13 protein-coding genes are annotated in these 17720 nt (G+C 72.1%); 4 read left to right on the top strand and 9 right to left on the bottom strand.

Going from position 1 to position 17720, the window contains the following annotated elements:
• Nucleotides 1–78: 78 nt before the first annotated feature.
• On the bottom strand, nucleotides 79–2034 hold the full coding sequence (gene acs, locus EPA64_RS02820) for an acetate--CoA ligase (RefSeq protein ID WP_134724695.1): 1956 nt from the start codon (nucleotides 2032–2034) through the stop codon (nucleotides 79–81).
• 229 nt (nucleotides 2035–2263) lie between these two features.
• Between acs and EPA64_RS02815 the strand changes: the two genes are divergently transcribed.
• Nucleotides 2264–2797 (top strand): HugZ family pyridoxamine 5'-phosphate oxidase, encoded by a 534-nt coding sequence (locus EPA64_RS02815; protein ID WP_246026574.1) that lies wholly within the window; start codon nucleotides 2264–2266, stop codon nucleotides 2795–2797.
• Nucleotides 2798–2851: 54 nt separating this feature from the next.
• Here the strand turns inward: EPA64_RS02815 and EPA64_RS02810 are convergent, their stop codons facing one another.
• Entirely contained in the window at nucleotides 2852–5143 is a 2292-nt protein-coding gene (locus tag EPA64_RS02810) for a glycosyl hydrolase family 28-related protein (protein WP_134724694.1), read from the bottom strand.
• 184 nt (nucleotides 5144–5327) lie between these two features.
• On the bottom strand, nucleotides 5328–6908 hold the full coding sequence (locus tag EPA64_RS02805; RefSeq protein WP_134724693.1) for a lysine--tRNA ligase: 1581 nt from the start codon (nucleotides 6906–6908) through the stop codon (nucleotides 5328–5330).
• Between the two features lie 76 nt (nucleotides 6909–6984).
• On the opposite strand from EPA64_RS02805, the gene EPA64_RS02800 reads away from it, so the two are divergent.
• A complete protein-coding gene (locus tag EPA64_RS02800) occupies nucleotides 6985–7413 on the top strand; it encodes a tellurite resistance TerB family protein (RefSeq protein ID WP_134724692.1) in 429 nt (142 codons plus the stop codon).
• A gap of 6 nt (nucleotides 7414–7419) precedes the next feature.
• On the opposite strand, the gene EPA64_RS02795 is transcribed toward EPA64_RS02800, so the two are convergent.
• From EPA64_RS02795 to EPA64_RS02775, 6 genes are all read right to left on the bottom strand, one after another.
• The gene (locus tag EPA64_RS02795; RefSeq protein WP_246026573.1) at nucleotides 7420–8811 is read right to left on the bottom strand and encodes a D-alanyl-D-alanine carboxypeptidase; all 1392 of its coding nucleotides are present in this window, start codon (nucleotides 8809–8811) and stop codon (nucleotides 7420–7422) included.
• A 7-nt stretch (nucleotides 8812–8818) separates the two neighbouring features.
• Nucleotides 8819–10927 carry a glutamine amidotransferase gene (locus EPA64_RS02790; protein ID WP_134724691.1) on the bottom strand — a complete coding sequence of 703 codons (2109 nt, stop codon included), beginning with the start codon at nucleotides 10925–10927 and terminating at the stop codon, nucleotides 8819–8821.
• Nucleotides 10924–11793: a DUF4159 domain-containing protein gene (locus EPA64_RS16975; protein WP_342773336.1), complete on the bottom strand. Its 870-nt coding sequence runs from the start codon at nucleotides 11791–11793 to the stop codon at nucleotides 10924–10926. Before EPA64_RS16975 ends, EPA64_RS02790 begins: the two co-directional genes overlap by 4 nt.
• The gene (locus EPA64_RS02785) at nucleotides 11790–13769 is read right to left on the bottom strand and encodes a BatA domain-containing protein (RefSeq protein ID WP_342773335.1); all 1980 of its coding nucleotides are present in this window, start codon (nucleotides 13767–13769) and stop codon (nucleotides 11790–11792) included. The genes EPA64_RS16975 and EPA64_RS02785 overlap by 4 nt, the downstream gene beginning before the upstream one ends.
• A gap of 25 nt (nucleotides 13770–13794) precedes the next feature.
• Complete coding sequence (locus tag EPA64_RS02780; protein WP_134724690.1) at nucleotides 13795–14673, bottom strand: DUF58 domain-containing protein; 879 nt, start codon at nucleotides 14671–14673, stop codon at nucleotides 13795–13797.
• Between the two features lie 121 nt (nucleotides 14674–14794).
• The gene (locus EPA64_RS02775) at nucleotides 14795–15799 is read right to left on the bottom strand and encodes an AAA family ATPase (RefSeq protein WP_134724689.1); all 1005 of its coding nucleotides are present in this window, start codon (nucleotides 15797–15799) and stop codon (nucleotides 14795–14797) included.
• A gap of 64 nt (nucleotides 15800–15863) precedes the next feature.
• On the opposite strand from EPA64_RS02775, the gene EPA64_RS02770 reads away from it, so the two are divergent.
• Complete coding sequence (locus EPA64_RS02770) at nucleotides 15864–16421, top strand: DUF1285 domain-containing protein (protein WP_134724688.1); 558 nt, start codon at nucleotides 15864–15866, stop codon at nucleotides 16419–16421.
• On the top strand, nucleotides 16422–17183 hold the full coding sequence (locus EPA64_RS02765) for a hydroxypyruvate isomerase family protein (protein WP_134724687.1): 762 nt from the start codon (nucleotides 16422–16424) through the stop codon (nucleotides 17181–17183).
• Nucleotides 17184–17720 lie beyond the last annotated feature (537 nt).

Below are 17720 nucleotides of genomic sequence, written 5' to 3'. Positions count from 1 at the left end.
TTGTCTCCCTTCCATGTCTTCCATCGTGGCCGATCTTGCTGCCGGCCACGCCTCCCTCACGAACCGCCCGCTGCCTCCTCAGACGCGGTTCATCCGGTTCGTGATAAGTTCGTCCACGACCCCCGGCTCGGCCAGGGTCGAGGTGTCGCCCAGGCTGCCATAGTCGTTTTCCGCGATCTTGCGGAGGATGCGGCGCATGATCTTGCCCGACCGCGTCTTGGGCAGGCCCGGCGCCCACTGGATCAGGTCCGGCTTGGCGATCGGGCCGATCTCGGTGCGGACCCAGATCTCAAGCTCCTTGCGCAGCTCGTCCGAAGGGGTCACGTCGTTCATCACGGTGACATAGGCATAGATGCCCTGCCCCTTCAGGTCGTGGGGGTATCCGACCACCGCCGCCTCGGCGACCTTGGGGTGGGCCACCAGCGCGCTTTCCACCTCGGCCGTGCCCATGCGGTGGCCCGAGACGTTGATGACGTCATCGACGCGGCCGGTAATCCAGTAATAGCCGTCCTCGTCCCGGCGGCAGCCGTCGCCGGTGAAATAATAGCCGGGATACTGCTGGAAATACGCCTCTTCGAACCGCTCGTGGTCGCCCCACAGCGTCCGCATCTGGCCGGGCCAGCTGTCGGCGATGGCCAGCACCCCCTCGACCCCGTTGCCTTGCTGGATGGCGCCGGTCGCGGCGTCCAGCACCTCGGGCTTGACGCCGAAGAACGGCAGCGTGGCGGCGCCGGGCTTGGTCTCGATCGCATAGGGCAGGCTGGTGATCATGTGCCCGCCGGTTTCCGTCTGCCACCAGGTGTCCACGATGGGGCACCGGCCCTGGCCCACGTGCTTGTCGTACCAGGTCCACGCCTCGGGGTTGATCGGCTCGCCCACGGTGCCCAGCACGCGCAGCGACGACAGGTCGTGGCGATCGACCCAGTCCGGCCCCTGCCCCATCAGGCTGCGGATGGCGGTGGGCGCGGTATAGAACTGAGTGACGTTGTGCTTGGCGCAGACCTGCCAGAACCGGCCGGGGTCGGGATGGTTGGGCACCCCCTCGAACATCACCGTGGTCGCGCCGTTGGCCAGCGGGCCATAGACGATATAGCTGTGGCCCGTGACCCAGCCCACGTCGGCCGTGCACCAGAACACGTCCCCGTCCTGATAGTCGAAGACATACTGGTGCGTCATCGCCGCATACGCCAGATAGCCGCCGGTCGTGTGCACGACCCCCTTGGGCCGGCCGGTGGACCCCGAGGTATACAGGATGAACAGCGGATCCTCGGCCCCCATCGGGCGCGGCGGACACTCGGGGCCGACCTGTTCCATCATCGCCAGCACGTCCACGTCGCGCCCCTGCACCCAGGTCGTCTGGTCGCCCGTGTGCTTGACGACAAGGCAGCGCACCTTTTCAGAACAATGCAGCAGGGCCGCGTCGGCGTTCGATTTCAGCGCCGTGCGCCGGCCGCCGCGGGGGGCGGTGTCCGCCGTGATCAGCAGCTTGGCGCCGCAGTCGTTGATCCGGTTGGCCAGCGCGTCCGGCGAAAACCCGGCGAAGACGATGGAGTGGATCGCCCCGATCCGCGCGCAGGCCAGCATCGCATAGGCCGCCTCGGGGATCATGGGCAGATAGATCACCACCCGGTCGCCGCGCATCACCCCCTGGCTCAGCAGGACGTTGGCCATGCGGTTCACCTTGTCGGACAGATCCGCATAGGTGATGTGCCGCGCAGGGGTCGCCGGGTCGTCGGGTTCGAAGATGATCGCGGTCTGGTCGGCGCGCTGCGGCAGGTGCCGGTCCACGCAATTGACGCAGGCGTTCAGCACGCCATCCTCGAACCACCTGATCGACACCTGCCCCAGGGTGAAATCCGTGTTCTTGACCCTGGAATAGGGCGTCATCCAGTCAAGTCGCCGGCCTTCCCGGCCCCAGAAGGCATCCGGGTCCGAGATCGATTCCGCATACATCCGGCCATAGCTTTCGGCCGTGGCATGCGCGGCGGCGAAACCCTCGGGAATCGGATGCTTGGCAGCTGCTTCGACGGACATGGAACCTCCCCTTTCCTCGGCGATCGTCCCGGCCACCCTCCACGCGGCCGGGGTCGGCCGCTCGCGCGACCGGCTTGCTGCGAAACTAGCGAAACACCGGGTCACTTGTCACATGCAAATATTGCAAATGTCGCGCATTCAGTGTGCTGTGTTGTAAACAGGGGGCGTCGGGATCATGCCGCTGGGCCGGCCGTCGGACAGGGCCGCGCCACCGCCGGGGGACTGCCGCATGGACCCATTGCCGACAGGCCCGCCGCAAGACCCCGCCGCCGCCCCTCAGCCGCACCGATCCGCCGATCCCGCCTCGCGCGCGCTGGCGTGGTCGCTGCTGCAGGGTGCGCGCCATGCGACGCTGGCGGTGCTGGACGAGGCGGGCTGGCCGATGACCTCGCGCATCGGCTTGCAGCTTGGCGCGGATGGCGTGCCGCTGGCGCTGTTGTCGGACCTGGCGCTGCACAGCCGCGCGCTGTGCCGCGATCCCCGCGCCGCCCTGCTGATCGACGGCCCCGCGAACGCGCGCGGCTCGCCGCTAAGCGGGCCGCGACTGTCGCTGCAGGTGCGCGCGGCCCCCGCCGACCCGTCGCTGCGCCCGGCGCAGGCCGCGGACTGGCGCAGGCGCGACCCCAAGGCCGCCATCTATCTGGGCCTGTCGGATTTCCGGTTCTGGCGGCTGGAACCGGTGGGCGGGCTGCTGAACGCGGGTTTCGGCCGCGCCCATCTGATGACGCCCGCGGACCTTGCGGCGCCCGACACCCCGGCATGACAAAGCCCCCCGGCAGATCGCTCTGCCGGGGGGCCAATCGTCGGGAAAACGCGATCAGTTCGGCGCGTCCATCCTGACCTTGACCGAGACCGAGCCCTTGACCGCCGTGGCAAAGTTCAGCGCCACCGCCGTTTTCACCGCGCCCTGCTGGTTCTGGACGAACGGCACCTCGCCGATCCGGGCGCCCGCCGCGCTGGTGATCGCGCTTTCGGCGATGATCGATTCGACCTTCATCGCATGGCCGCCGAACGGCAGCACGCCATCGGTCGGCACGATCCAGCGGTTGGACGCGGCCCCTTGGGTGAATGTCACGTCGCAGGGATTGGCCGTGAACGTGGCGATGCCGTTGAAGCTGTTGCCCTCGAACCGGATGTTGCGCATCCTTGCCATGTCCAGGTCGCCAAAGGTCGTGTCCACCTTGTCCACCCGCGTGATGTTGGCATAAAGCGCCTTGAACACGTTGCCCGTCACGGTCAGCCCGTGGACGAAATAGCCCGCCGCAAAGGGCTTGATGACCAGCCAGGCAAAGTTCGGGACCGTGTGGGAACACAGGAAGGTGTTTCCGGTGATCGTCAGCCCGCCGAACGGCGTGTTCGTCACCTCGGCCGGGCGGGCATGGTGTTCGTTCGTCCATTCGATCGAGGCGTTGTCCACATAGTTGCCCGTGATCGTCGTCTGCGCGTTGCGGCTGGTCAGCACCAGCCCGGCAAAGCGCACGCCCTGATCGGCGGTATCGCCCTGGAACCAGTGGTTGCCCGAGATGATGTGACCCGTGCCCGCGGCCACGCAGAAATGCCCAAAGCGCACAAAGCGGTTGTCGCGGATCTTGTTGTCGTTGCTGTTGATGTTGATCGCCACGCTGGTGCGGTTCTGCGCCAGCTCGCCCATGTCGGGGGCCAGGAAATCGCAGCGGTCGACGACCATGCCCTGGCAGCCGCCCCCGATCGAGGTGATCGCCCGGTCCTTCGGCCTGGCGAATGAACAGTCCCGGAACGTCCAGATCGACCCTTCGGGCGGCAGCATGACGCCGCTGGCCCCGTCATCCAAGCCGAAGTCGATGTTGAGGAAGTGGAACCGGTCGATCTGCGCCACGCCCGAAAAGTCGAACGCATAGCGATAGCGCAGGAAGGTATAGCTGCGGGTGCCCGCCCCGCCATACAGCGGCTGCGACAGGGTCAGCGTGCCGGCGGCGATGTTGCGGGCGCGGACATAGACCTCGCGCCCGACGCCGGGGCCGGTGACGCGCGATCCCACCTCGATCTGGGCGACCTGCGCCACGCCGCGCAGTTCGGTCGCGTTGCCGGGATCATAGGTGCCGACCGAACTGACCGTCCGCGTCGCAAAGGCGGCGGGGTTGGCGATGGCGATCTGGCCGTTCATCAGCACGCGCCGCGCGCTGAACACCGTCAGGCCGGGGGCGATGTCCTTCATCACCAGCGGCTCGGTCAGGTCCACCTTGCGCCCGCACAGGTCAAAGCTGCCGTGATCGACATAATCGAACAGCGCCTGCAGGCCGCGCTTCAGCCCCTCGGTCTCGTCGCCGAACGCATCGGCATAGGTCGGAAAGTCGAACCCCCGGCGCAGCCCCAGGCGCGCGGCGCGCGGCATCTTCAGCGAGCCGCGGAACCGGACCGGGCTGTCCATGCTGAGGTCGTCGCCGATGAAATAGACGCCCTCGGGGACCAGCACCGACCCGCCCGCGGCGGCGGTGTCGGCGCGCAGGAAGGCGGCGCGGTCGTCGGTCACACCGTCGCCCCGCGCGCCGAAATCGCGCACGTCGACCCAGTCGATCAGGCCCGGCAGAAAGGCCGCGGTCACGTCCTCGATGCGGATGCTTTCGATGCGGACGGCGCCGCCGTTCGGGCCGATCAGGTCGATGCCGAAATGACCAAGGCTGGCCGTATTGCCCCAGGCCATGTCGACGCCGGGCCGGTTGCCGGTGGCCACCACCGCCGCGACCTCGACGATCTGGCCGTATGCGGGCAGGGGCACGGCCGGCCCGGTCTCGGTCACGCCGGGGACGCGGACGCGCCCCGCGGTACCCGCCCAGGCCCCGATCCGCACCTGCGGCAGGTTGCCCGCCACCGCCTTGATCCGGGCCGAGATCCGCAGATAGGTGCCGGCAAGGATCGGCGTCTCGCCGCGGAACCGCAGCCGCGTCACGTCCTGCTGCTTGAGGATTTCAAGGCAGGCGCCGAAATCCTGGTCGGCCGGCACGATGGCCGCGTTGGCAGCACCGGCCCAGCTTGCGTCCCCGGTCAACCCGTTCTCGCTGGACCAGGCCGACAGCCCGGCCGAAAACGCGGGCGGCATCAGTTGCAATCCGGCGGTGATGGCGATGTTCATGCGTCTTCTCCCGTATCGGCTGCGGGGCGACAAACCCCGCGATCGGGCAGAGACTGCAGCCGGCGCGTTGACAAAGCGTTAACCCGGCGCGCGCGGCAACGGCGCGGCGCGCAACGGCCAAGCCGCGACAGCGGCCCGCCGTCGCGGATGAACAATCAGAAATCAAACGGTTGGGGCAGAAACCTCAGGCGGTCAGGCTGCCGTCCAGCGCGCGTCCGATCAGCGCCCCGGTTTCGCCGATCCCGAACAGCGCGATGAACCCGCCGAACCGCGGCCCCTGTTCCGCGCCCAGCAGAACCTGGTAAAGCGCGGCGAACCAGTCCTTCATCGGATCGAACCCGTGGTCGCGGCCGACGGCATAGACCATCGCCTGCAGCGCCTCGGGGTCGGCCGCGCCGTCCCAGGCCGCCAGCCGCGCCGCCAGATCCTGCAGCGCGGCGCGTTCGCGCGCATCGGGGGCGCGGAACGCGCGCGAGGGGGCGACGAAGTCCTTGTAATACCGCACCGCGAACCCCGCAGCCGCGTCCAGGTCGGGGTGCGTCTCGGGGCTGGCGTCGGGCGCATAGCGGCGGATGAACCCCCACAGCCGGTCCTTGTCCTCGGCCCCCGACACGCTGGCAAGGTTCAGCAGCATGGCGAAGGGCACCACCATCCGGCTTTCGGGCACATCGCCGCCGTGGATGTGCCACACGGGGTTCGCCAGCTGCTGGTCCGGCGTCTGGTCGGGATAGGCGCGCAGCTGCTGGTGATACTCGTCGACCGCCTTGGGGATGACGTCGAAATACATGCGCTTGGCCGTCTTGGGCTTCTGATACATGAAATAGGACAGGCTTTCGGTCGCCGCATAGGTCAGCCATTCGTCGATCGACAGTCCGTTGCCCTTGGACTTGCTGATTTTCTGCCCGTGCTGGTCCAGAAACAGCTCATAGCTGAAATGCTCGGGCGCGCGGCCGCCCAGCACCTCGCAGATGCCGTCATAGATCGGCGTGTTGGTGGAATGGTCCTTGCCATACATCTCGAAATCGACGTCAAGCGCGGCCCAGCGGGCGCCGAAGTCGGGCTTCCACTGCAGCTTTACGTTGCCGCCGGTGACGGGCAGCGTCCATTCGCGCCCCGTCTCGTCGTCAAAGGTGATCTCGCCGCGGGCCGCGTCCACATTCCTGATCGGGACATACAGCACCCGCCCCGTTTCCGGGTGGATCGGCAGGAAGCAGGAATAGGTCTGCTGGCGTTCCTCGCGCAGGCTGGCCAGCATGATCTCCATGATGGCGTCGTAACGCTCGGCGGCCAGCCGCAGCGTGTCGTTGAACTGCCCGGATTTATAGAACTCGGTCGCGCTGATGAACTCGTATTCAAAGCCGAAGGTGTCCAGGAACCGCCGCAGCATGGCGTTGTTGTGGTCGCCAAAGCTGGGGTATTCGCCGAACGGGTCCGGCACGCTGGTCAGCGGCAACTGCAGGTGCTGTTTCAGCATCTCCTGCTGCGGCACGTTCTCGGGCACCTTCCGCATCCCGTCCATGTCGTCGGAAAAGCAGAACAGCCGCGTGGGGATGTCGCTGATCATCTCGAACGCGCGGCGGATCATCGTCGTCCGCGCGACCTCGCCGAAGGTGCCGATATGGGGCAGGCCGGACGGCCCATAGCCCGTCTCGAACAGCACGAACCCCTTGGCCGGGTCTTTCTTCTCATAGCGTTTCAGCACCCGGCGCGCTTCTTCAAAGGGCCAGGCCTTGGAATTCATCGCCGCATCGCGCAGGGTGGTCATCGCTCTCTCCGTCCGTTCGGCGATCCGCCTAGCGGTCGGGCGGGCCATCGTCAACAATCCCCGAAAGCCGCCGCCCGTGCCCATCGAACTTCCCTCGTTTTCCCCCTGCGACGCGCTGGTCGCGGTGATGGTCGCCGTCTCTGCCTCGGACGAGACGGTGCGCACGGCCGAACTGGTCGCGATCGAACGGATCGTGAACCACACGCCGGTCTTTGCCAGCTATGACATCGACCGGCTGCGGGCCGTGTCGCAGACGGTGATGACCCTGTTCGAGGAAGAGGACGGCCTTGACGCGCTGTTCGGCCTGGTGCGCGACGCCCTGCCGCCCCGGCTTTACGACACGGCCTATGCGCTGGCCTGCGACGTGGCCGCCGCCGACGGCCGGCTGCGCGACGCGGAACTGCGGATGCTGGTCGAGATCCGCGACCAGCTGGACATCTCGCGCCTGCACGCCGCCGCGATCGAGCTGTCGGCCCGCGCCCGCCACCAGCTGCTGCAGGGCTGAGACGCCTCAGATCTCGGGCGGCAGCGGGCGCGGCGGCTCGTTGCCCAAGCCCATCAACAGCGCCGCCTGCAAGGACCGGGCGCGGTCGGTCCAGCCGATCACGCCATCGGGCAGTTCCGCGCCCTCGCTGGCCTGCCGCCGCCCCTCGTCCCCGATCATGCAGGCGAACGACAGCTCGGCCCCGTCCGGCCGGGTGGCATAGCCCGCAAGGTTCGCGACAAAGTTCAGCGTCCCGGTCTTGGCGTTGACCGGCAATCCCACCGGCCCCACCGGGTCCGCGTTCAGCAGCGGCCGCAGCACGTCTGCGGACGGCGCCAGCAGCCGCGCCAGCACCAGCGGCGCGATGCGGCTGGACGCGCCCAGCCCGGAATGGTCGGCGAACTCGGCCCCGCCGACGCCCTGCGCGGCCACCCAGTCGCGCATCGCGGCCGCCGACGCCGGCAGGTCGCCCGCGCCGCTGGCCGCCAGCCCGACCGCCTCGGCCGTCAGATTGGTCGAGTATTTCAGCATCCCCCGCAGGATGTCGCGCAGCGGCAGGCTGGCGGATCCGGCCAGCAGGCTGCCCGTGGGTTCGGCCCCGGCCACCTCGACCGCCCGGATCGGCAGGCCGGCGGCGCGGCATAGCGTCTGGAACACGTCGCCCGCATACAGTTCGGGGTTGCGCACGGGCAGCCAGCGTTCCCCCGACCGCCCCAGGGTCGAACGCGGCACCCCCCAGCTTTCGCCGCCCGCGTCCGCCCGGTGCGACCACGCGGGCGCCAGCGCGGCGTCGATGCCGAAGGCGCGCGGCGCCTGCCGGGTGCCCGTCGCCGTCATCGTCAGGTCGCAGCGTTCCGCGCAGCGCCAGCCCAGCCGGACGCGGTTGTGGTTCAGCATCATGCCCGACAGCGTCGGGTTATAGGCCAGCTGCACCGCCTGCCCCGGCGCGATTTGATCGACGCGCGGCAGCGCGCCGCCCCAGACCGCCAGCCGCACCGGCCGCCAGTCGCCCGCGGCCGCGGCGACCTCGGTGGCCAGTTGCGCCAGACGGTCGCTGTCCAGCGACGGATCGCCCCCGCCCGCCAGAACCAGCGTGTCGCCCGAGCGCAGGACGCGGGTGACAAAGCGATGATCGCCGCCCAGCCGGTCCAGCGCGTAAAGCGCGGTCACCGTCTTCAGCGTGCTGGCGGGCGGCATGGGGTCGCCCGCGCTGCGCCCCTCGATCAGCGCGCCGGTCCGGTCCACCACCGCCCAGCCCAGCCGGGCGTCCCCCAGCCGCGCGCGGGGCAGCAGCACCTCGGGCGGGGGCACCCGCTTGCGGGGCGGGCGCGGCGCATCGGCCAGCGCCCCCGTCGCCGTCACGGTCGCCGTCACGGCCAGCAGGCCGGTCACGAATGTTCGTCGTCTGATGTCAGTCACTTGCAGCTTATCCTTGATCCTGGACGCGGCCTCGCAGGCGCCCGCCTTCGACCAGCCAGGCGGCCAGCGCAAGCCCGGCGATCAGCGCCAGCCATGCCCACTGCGGCATCAGCGGCCGCCGCGTCGTGCCCTCGACCGATTGCGCGCCGCGCGGGGTGATGCCGATCCAAGGCGCGGCGACACCCATGCCGGCGGCGGGGCGTCCGGCGCGGACCGCGCGCACGCCCGGCACGCCGTCCGACAGCCGCGCGACCGACCCGCCCGTCGCCTCGACCAGCCCGGCCAGCGCGGCGGGGTCGGCGACAGTTTCCTCGAACTCGCGCGGGGCGGCGGCCGCCACCGCGACCAGCCGCGTCAGATCGCCGTCGGCCAGCCGGTAAAGCCCCGGCCGGTCGGCTGCAAAGCTTGCGGCAAAGCGCCCGTCGCCCTCATCCGTCAGCGCCAGCGTCCGGGTCTGCCCGTCCGGCCCGGCCACCGTGACCGGCCCCGCGCTGTCGCCCATCGTGTGCCGCGTCACCGTCACCGTCCGGTCCGCGGCGACCTGCGCCGACAGCGATTCCTCCTCCAGCTCGGGTTCCTTCATCGACCAGTGCGCGACGCGGCGCAGCAGTTCCAGCTGCGGCCCCCCGCCCTCGAACCCCCGGTCCCACAGCCACACCTGGTCCGAGGTCAAGAGCGCCACCCGCCCCTTTCCCACGCGGTTTACGACCAGCAGCGGCTGATCGGCCGCGCCGGTCATCAGCACCTCGGCACCGGCGTCGGGAATGATCTCGCCCATGCGCAGCCAGCGTCCCCATGCGGGCTGCGCGCCCTCGGCGCCGGGCAGCCCGGCGGTCACCGGATGGCGCCGCCCCGCGTCGGTCAGCGCGGGCCGGAACGGCTGTTCCAGCATGCGCCCGGTGGGACGCCCCGGCAGGACCGGCCCCAGTGGCGACAGGTGCAGGCTTTCCACGCCCGCCATCTCCGGCCCCGAGGCGACCAGCACCGCGCCCCCCTCCTCGACATAGCGGCGGATGTTTTCGAGATAGTCGGCCGGCAGGATGCCCCGGATGCGATAGCGGTCAAAGATGATCAGGTCGAAATCCCCGATCCGGTCGCGAAACAGCGCGTCGGTCGGAAAGGCGATCAGCGCCAGTTCTTCGATGGGCACGCCGTCCATCTTGTCGGGCGGGCGCAGGATGGTGAAATGCACCAGATCGACGTTCGTGTCGGATTTCAGCAGGTTGCGCCACGTTCTTTCGCCCGCGTGCGGCTCGCCCGACACCAGCAGGACGCGCAGCCGGTCGCGGACCCCCTCGATCTGAATGACGGCGGTGTCGTTCAGGTCGGTCAGCTGCGCGGGCGCGGCCTCGGGCGGGTCGATGCGGGCCGACACGACGTTCTGTCCGGCATGGGCGGGCGTCACCGGCACGTCGATGACGACGCCGGGCGGCACCGCCAGCACCTGTTCGTCGGCGCCGTCGATCGACAGGCGCAGCGTCGCCGCACCGCCCGCGATGGCGGGGGGCACCGCGCCCTGATCCTCGATCCGCAGGCGGATGGTGACGGGCTGGCCGATCAGGCCGAATGCCGGGGCCTCGTCGATGACCAGCCGCCGGTCCCAGTCGGCGGGCTGCCCGGTCAGGACCACATGGACCGGCGCGGGCGCGCCCGCGGGGATCGCGGCCGGATCGTGGGCGCGCCCGTCGGTGACGGCGATCACGCCCGCCACGCGGCCCTCGGGTTCGGCCGCCAGCGCCTGCGTCAGCGCCGCGCCCAGCAGCGTGCCGTCGGGATCGTCGCCCAGCCGGATGCGGCGCAGCTCGGTCCCCGGCAGGGCACCAACGGATGCCGCCAGCGCGTCCACCCCCGCGCGCGCCTGTTCGGCGCGGCCGGGCAGGGTCTGGCTGGCGCTGGCATCCTCGATCAGGATGACGATGTCGCTCAAGCTGCGGCGGATGCCGCTGTCCAGCACCGGCCCGGCCAGCGCGGCGGTCAGCGCCAGCGCGGCCAGCCCGCGAAAGCCCCAGCCGCGCAGGCCGCGCCACCACGCCACGGCCGCCGCCAGCAGCCCCAGCGCGCCAAGCGCGCCCACTGCCGCCCAGGGCAGCAGCGGATCGAACGCCAGCGCGGTCACGGCCGCCCCCCGTCCGATTCCCGGCCCAGCCGGTCCAGCAGCGCGGGCACATGCACCTGGTCGGATTTATAGTTGCCGGTCAGCACATACATCATCAGGTTGATTCCAAAGCGCAGCGCCATCTCGCGCTGCCGCTCGCCGTCATAGCCGCGCCCGACGGCGTAAAGCGGCAGGCCGCGGTCGTCGATGGCCCAGGCCTCGGCCCAGGCGTTCGCGCCGATCAGCACCGGCGAGACGCCGTCGTTCAGGCTGCGGAACCCGGCGGCGGGCGCGTCCGCGGGGTTCGCCGGCGCCTCGGCCCACAGCGGATTGCCCGACCAGCGGCCCGGAAAATCGTCCAGCAGATAGAAACTGCGCGTCAGAACGTGGTCCTGCGGCACCGGGGCCAGCGGCGGCACGTCCAAGGGCGCGGCCAGGCGGCGCAGGGCGGCGGACCCGTCGGGCGCGCCCAAGCCCGCCACGTCTCCGTCGCGGGTGTCGAACAGGATCACGCCGCCCGCGCGCAGAAAGCGGTTCAGCCGCACATAGGCCTGCGGCGAGGGCTGCGGCTGGCTGTCCGTCACCGGCCAGTAAAGGAACGTCAGCAGCGACAGATCGTCCGCGTCAAGATCGACCGCGACGGGGGGGCCCGGTTCGACCGTGGTGCGCAACGCCATTGCCAGCGACAGGCCCGCAAGCCCCTCGGCGGCGGTGCGGTCCACGGCCTCGTCGCCGGTCGCGACATGCGCCAGCGCGATCTGGTTCGCGGCCGCCGCAAGCCGCGGGTCCGGGGGCGGCAGCTCGGTCTGCGCCAAGGCCGCGGCAGGGATCAGCAGGGCTGCTGCCAGCAGCAGGGCGCGGCGGCGGATCATGGGGCGGATCGTCATGCGCGCACGCCCGTCCGTCGGGCCGGGCGTCCCCCGGCCAGCCAGCCGCTGCCCAGCGCATCCAGCGCCAGCGCGGCCGCCGCCAGCGCCAGCAGCCAGCCACCCAGCGCCAGACCGGGCGCGCGGGCGGCAGAGGAAAGCGTCGCGCCCGGCCAGTCGGCCGCGGCCAGCGCCGGAACCAGCGCGCCGCCCGCGTTCAGCGCCGCCCGCCGTTCCCCGGCGGCATAGACGCCCGCCGGCGCGCCCGGCGCGGGACCGGCGGCGAAATCCTCGGCGGCGACCGGGGCCAGCCCCTCGGGCGCCGCGGGGCGGCCGAAGCCGTCCAGCACGGTCTGGGCGGTCCAGTGCGGGGCCTCGGCCGCAAGCGCGGGCTGCGCCGCCTGCGGCGCGCGGGCCGACTGGATCAGCCGGTCCAGCATCTGCACGAACAGCCCCGACAAGGGCAGGTTCGACCAGTCGGCGTTGGCGCTGGTGTGGAACAGCACGACCCAGCCCTGCGCGACCGGCGCACGGGTGACAAGCGGCGTGCCGTCGGTCAGCTGCGCGACGGTCCGGCCGCCCAGATCCGGGTCCGGCTCGGGCAGAAGCTGGGCGCGCACGGTCACGTCGCCCGGCACGGCAAGGCCTGCGAACGGCCCCTGCGCATCGAAGGGCGCAAGGGGGCGCGGCGCGCCCCAGGCCAGCGCCCCGCCCGCGTCGCGTCCGCCCGGCCGCAGCCGCACGGGCAGCAGCGGATCGCCGTCCAGATCCTCGGACGCGGCCATGCGCGGACCGGCAAAGCGGATCAGCATCCCGCCCGCCGCGACCCAGCGCGTCAGCGGCTCGGCGTCGGTGTCGGCCTGCGCGTCGGCCAGGATCACCACGTCGGGCGCAGCCTGCAGCACGTCGGCCAGCCCCCCCTCGACCACATCGGCGCGCCCGGCCAGCGCCTGGCGCAGGTAATGCAGCGGCGACAGCAGCGCCTGCCCCTCGGTCGCGCGGGCGTCGCCGACCAGCGCGACCTTGCGGCGCCGCACCCGGTCGTCGGCCAGCACGACGGCGCCGGCCGAGGCCTCGCCCTCGATGGCAAAGCGGGTGATGCGGTTGCGCAATTCCGGCGGCAGGTCCAGCGGCACCGTTGCCGCAATCGCCCCGCTGGCCAGGGTCTCGGGCGCAGGCGGGACCAGCCGGGCCAGCTGCCGCTGCACCCCTTGCGGGTCGGGGCCGACGGCCAGCACGGCGGGCAGGTCCGCGCCCGCCGCCCCCGCCTGATGCAGGACCAGCGCGGGCGGCTCGTCACCGGTCAGCGCCAGCGCGCGCACCGGGCGGGCGGGCGGGACGACCGTCACCGCCCCACGCCCCGCCAGCGCCGCCAGCCACGCCGCGCGGCCGGGATGATCCAGCCCATCGGAAAGCCACAGCGTATCGAAGGATGCGGGCGCGTCCGCCAGGGCCGAGCCATCGGGATAGCGGGTGCCCCAGGCTTGCGGGACCGCGGCGCGCATCCGGGCCGCGGCCTCGGGGGCGGCGCCGAACCGCACCGTCCCGCGCCCGCCCTGCCCGTCGGCCAGCCACACCGCCACCGGCCGCCCCGCGCCCGTCGCCTGCTCGATCGCCGCCAGCGCGCGGTCCTGCGCCCGGGGCCAGCCGGGCGCCGCCGCCCAGCCAGCATCCACCACGACCAGCAGCGGGCCGGTGCCCGCCGGTCGCGGGTCGGGCCGCCACACCGGCCCCGCCAAGGCGGCGATCGCCGCCGCCAGCGCCAGCATCCGCAGCGCCATCAGCCACCACGGCGTGCGCCGCGCCAGCGCCGAAGGGTCGGTCAGCCCGGCCATCAGCGCGGTGCCGGGGAACACCACCTCGCGCGGGGCGGGCGGCAGCGCGCGCAGCAGCCACCACAGCAGCGGCAGCGCGGCCAGCGCCCCCAGCAGCCACGGCGCGGCAAAGCCCAGGGGGCCGAGCATCAGCATCCGCGCGCCGGTGCCGGTTGCGCGCATGGCGCGCCGGGGGAAAGGCCGCCGATCATTCCGCCAGCGCCTGATACAGCCACATCAGCGCCTGCGCGGGTGGCGCGGCCGTGTCGTGGGTGCCAAAGCGCAGCCCCGCCGCATCCGCCATCTGCGCCAGCAGGACGCGGCGGTCGGCCAGCCGCGCCAGATAGGCGGCGCGCAGCGCGCCTGCGTCGCGGGTCAGGTGATCGGCAGCAGCGCCGCCCGCCGCCCGGAACCGGATCGCACCGGCAAAGGGGAACGTCTCCTCGGCCGGGTCCAGCACCTGCAGCAGCGCGCCGCCGACGCCCAGCGCCGCTGCCTGCCGCGCAAGCGCGGCAAGGGGCGCCGGGTCGTCCAGGAAGTCGCCGACCAGCACAAGCCGCTGCCCCGGACGCAGCGCGCCCGCATCGGGCAGCGCGCCCGCCGCCGCAATCAGGTCGCGGCCCAGCGCCTCGGCCTGCGCGCGGCCGCCCCGCGCGGGCCGCCCGGCGACCGCCACACGTTCGCCGCCGCGCAGCAGCACCAGCCCCAGCGCCAGCGCCAGCAGCATCCCGCGGGCCTGCTTGCTGGGCCGCGCTGGATCGCCGGACCAGTCCATGCCGGGGGTCGCCGCCACCCACAGGGCGGCGGCCTGCGGCGACTGCTTCTCGCGCTCGCGCACAAAGGCCGCATCGGTGCGGGCCGAGCGGCGCCAGTCGATGGCGCTGGCCGCGTCGCCCGGCTGCGCCGCCCGATACTGCCAGAACTCGTCGCCGGTGCCCGCCCGGCGCAGCCCGTGCGCACCCGCATCGACGACCGAGGCCAGCCTCTCGGCCGCCAGCAGCAGCGCCGGCAGCCCCGCCGCCGCAGCCTCGGCCGCGGCGCGCAGGGCGGCAGGGTCGGCGCGCGCGGGGTCGGGCGATCCTACCATGCGCAACCGCGCCCGAGGGGCGGCACGCCCGGCCGCGCCTGGTGGCGCCCGCGGACGCGCCCCTGCGCCGCCGCACCCGCGAAGGGCTGCGCCGTTGCGCCCGCCGGTTCCGCCGATGTGATCACGCCGCCGCGCTCATCTGTTGGGCGGCCATCAGGCGGGCGATCACGGCGTCCACCGTGTCGCCCCGCGCGCGGGCCGCAAAGCTCAGCGCCATGCGGTGGCGCAGCACCGGCGCGGCCATCGCAGCCACGTCGTCCAGCGAGGGCGCGAAACGCCCATCCAGCGTCGCGCGGGCGCGGATCATCAGCATCAGCGCCTGCGCGGCGCGCGGGCCCGGCCCCCAGACCAGCGTGTCGGCCAGCCAGCCCGGCGCCTCGGGCGCGCCGGGACGGGCGCCGCGCACCAGATCGAGGATCGCGGCGACCACCGCCTCGCCGACCGGCATCGAGCGCACCAGCGCCTGCGCCGCGATCAGCTGGCCCGCGTCCAGCACCGCATGGGCCGCGCCGACGTCCGTCCCGGTCGTCGCCAGCAGGATCGCGCGTTCGGTGTCGCGGTCGGGATAATCCACGTCGATCTGCACAAGGAAACGGTCCAGCTGCGCCTCGGGCAGCGGATACGTCCCCTCCTGCTCGATCGGGTTCTGGGTCGCCAGCACGTGGAACGGGCGGCCCAGCGGGCGGTGCTGGCCGCTGACGGTCGCCTGCCCCTCCTGCATCGCCTGCAGCAGGGCGGACTGGGTGCGGGGGCTGGCGCGGTTGATTTCGTCCGCCATCAGCAGCTGGGTAAAGACCGGCCCCTCGATGAAACGAAAGGCGCGGGTGCCGTCGGGGCGGATGTCCAGCACCTCGGCCCCCAGGATGTCGGCGGGCATCAGGTCGGGGGTGAACTGGATGCGGGCGCTGTCCAGCCCCAGAACGGTGGACAGCGTATCGACCAGCATCGTCTTGCCAAGGCCCGGCTGGCCGACCAGCAGCGCGTGGCCGCCCGACAGGATCGCCGCCAGCGCCTGTTCGACGACCGCGTGCTGGCCGACGAAGCGCCGCTCGACGCTGGCACGGGCGGCGACCAGCCGTTCGGCCAACGCCCGCACATCCGATACCAGTTTATCTTCTGCGGCCATGACAACGCCCCCGTTCTGTTCTAGATGCCATTCTATTGTGTGAAACCGAAAGGCTCCATCGCCAATGGCCGAACCCAAGGGGAAATCCGCGCAGACCACGGCGCCCGGCGCGGGCCTGGCCGATGTCGCGCGCGCGGCCGGGCGCCGCGGTCCGCCGCCGGTGCATCTGTGGGATCCCCCGTTCTGCGGCGAGATGGACCTGGTCATCGAACCCGACGGCCGCTGGATCCACGACGGCAGCCCGATCGCCCGCCCCGAGATGGTGCGCCTGTTCGCCTCGATCCTCAGGCGCGAGGGCGAGCGGTATTATCTGGTGACGCCGGTGGAAAAGCTGGGCATCCGGGTTGCGGACGCGCCGTTCCTGGCGGTCGATGCCGACATCGCGCCGGACGCGATCACGCTGACGACGAACGTGGGCGACGTCGTGACCGCCGGTCCCGACCACCCCATCCGGGTCGAGGATCGGGACGGCGCGCCCCGCCCCTATGTCCATGTGCGGCGCGGGCTGGACGCGCTGATCGACCGCAAGACCTTCTATCGCCTGGTCGAGGCCGCCCAGCCGGGACCGGACGGCGGGCTGGTGCTGCGTTCCTGCGGCGCGGTCTTTGCGTTGGGGGGCTGAATGGCGCGTTTTGCGGCGAACCTGACCTTTCTGTTCACCGAGCTGCCGATGATCGACCGCTTTGCGGCCGCGCGCCGGGCCGGATTCGACGGGGTCGAGATCCTGTTTCCCTATGACCTGTCCGCCAAGGAGCTGTCGGCCGCCGCGCAGGCGGCGGGGCTGGAGTTCGTGCTGCTGAACACGCCGCCCCCGAACTGGGCGGGCGGCCCGCGCGGCTTTGCCGCCATCCCCGGCGGAGAGGACCGATTTCGCCGCGATTTCGACCGCGCGCTGCGCTATGCGCAGGTGCTGCGCGCCCGCCACATCCATGTCATGGCCGGCAAGGGAGAAGGGGCGGCCGCCCGCGCCACGTTCATCGACAACCTGCGGTGGGCCTGCGCGCGCGCCCCCCACGCCAGCCTGACGGTCGAGCCGATCAACCCCGCCGACATGCCCGGATACTTCCTGGCCGATTTCGACCTGGCGGCCGAGGTGATCGCGGCCGTCGGCGCGCCCAACCTGGGGCTGCAGTTCGACGCCTATCACGCCCATCTGATCACCGGGGACGTGGCCGATTGCTGGCACCGGCACGCGGGTCTTGTCCGCCACGTGCAGATCGCGGGCGCGCCGGGGCGGCACGAGCCGCGGGTGGGCGACATCGACTATGCCGACTTCTTCCGCCGGGTGGACGCCGCCGGCTATCGCGGCTGGGTCAGCGCGGAATACGTGCCGCAGACCACGACCGAGGCGGGCCTGCGCTGGCTGCGCGGCAACGCCGCCTGACTGGGGCGCCAGCGACGGCCTCGCCTGGAACGGACGACAGGGGCGGGCCAGTTGACGGCGGCGACTCCTCCCGCAGGGACATCCGTCCCGCGGGGTCCGCCGTCCCGGGCGGCGGATATCTGGCGGGGTGGGACGTCTGGCGGGATGGGACGTCTGGCGGCGGCCGTCCTTCCGCAGCGGCGTCCCCCACGGGGTCGGCCCGTCTGGCGGCGTCGGGTATCTGACGGCGGCGGACGTCTGGCGGCGGCCGTCTGACGGCGGCGGCCGCCCTTCCACAGGCATCCCCCACGGGGCCGGCGCATCTGGCGGCGTCGGGTATCTGACGGCGGCGCGCCCCTCGCAGGACGTCCCGTCTCGCGGGACCGGCCCGCGCGAAAGGGGCGCATTCACAGGGGGCGGCCCCCGCCACCGCGGCCGCCCTGCGACAGCCGCAGCCCGCCCGACCGCAGCGGCCCCTCCGGCACACCGCCCCGCCCGCCGACAGGCGCGCGGCGCGCCACGGGGAACCCGCGCCGGGGCGCGGGGTTTGGCTAACGG

This window comes from Paracoccus luteus, from assembly GCF_004522155.1.
Classification (GTDB): Bacteria; Pseudomonadota; Alphaproteobacteria; order Rhodobacterales; family Rhodobacteraceae; genus Paracoccus; species Paracoccus luteus.
The sequence above is the reverse complement of the archived record's forward strand: the minus strand, read 5'-3'. Positions and strand labels throughout refer to the sequence as shown.

Excerpts from the sequence above, each read along its gene's own strand:
- EPA64_RS02805 (WP_134724693.1), bottom strand. The coding sequence starts at position 6,908 with ATGACCACCCTGCGCGATGCGGCGATGAATTCCAAGGCCTGGCCCTTT.
- EPA64_RS16975 (WP_342773336.1), bottom strand. The coding sequence starts at position 11,793 with ATGACGATCCGCCCCATGATCCGCCGCCGCGCCCTGCTGCTGGCAGCA.
- EPA64_RS02815 (WP_246026574.1), top strand. The coding sequence starts at position 2,264 with ATGGACCCATTGCCGACAGGCCCGCCGCAAGACCCCGCCGCCGCCCCT.
- acs (WP_134724695.1), bottom strand. The coding sequence starts at position 2,034 with ATGTCCGTCGAAGCAGCTGCCAAGCATCCGATTCCCGAGGGTTTCGCC.
- EPA64_RS02810 (WP_134724694.1), bottom strand. The coding sequence starts at position 5,143 with ATGAACATCGCCATCACCGCCGGATTGCAACTGATGCCGCCCGCGTTT.
- EPA64_RS02780 (WP_134724690.1), bottom strand. The coding sequence starts at position 14,673 with ATGGTAGGATCGCCCGACCCCGCGCGCGCCGACCCTGCCGCCCTGCGC.
- EPA64_RS02775 (WP_134724689.1), bottom strand. The coding sequence starts at position 15,799 with ATGGCCGCAGAAGATAAACTGGTATCGGATGTGCGGGCGTTGGCCGAA.
- EPA64_RS02785 (WP_342773335.1), bottom strand. The coding sequence starts at position 13,769 with ATGCGCGCAACCGGCACCGGCGCGCGGATGCTGATGCTCGGCCCCCTG.
- EPA64_RS02770 (WP_134724688.1), top strand. The coding sequence starts at position 15,864 with ATGGCCGAACCCAAGGGGAAATCCGCGCAGACCACGGCGCCCGGCGCG.
- EPA64_RS02765 (WP_134724687.1), top strand. The coding sequence starts at position 16,422 with ATGGCGCGTTTTGCGGCGAACCTGACCTTTCTGTTCACCGAGCTGCCG.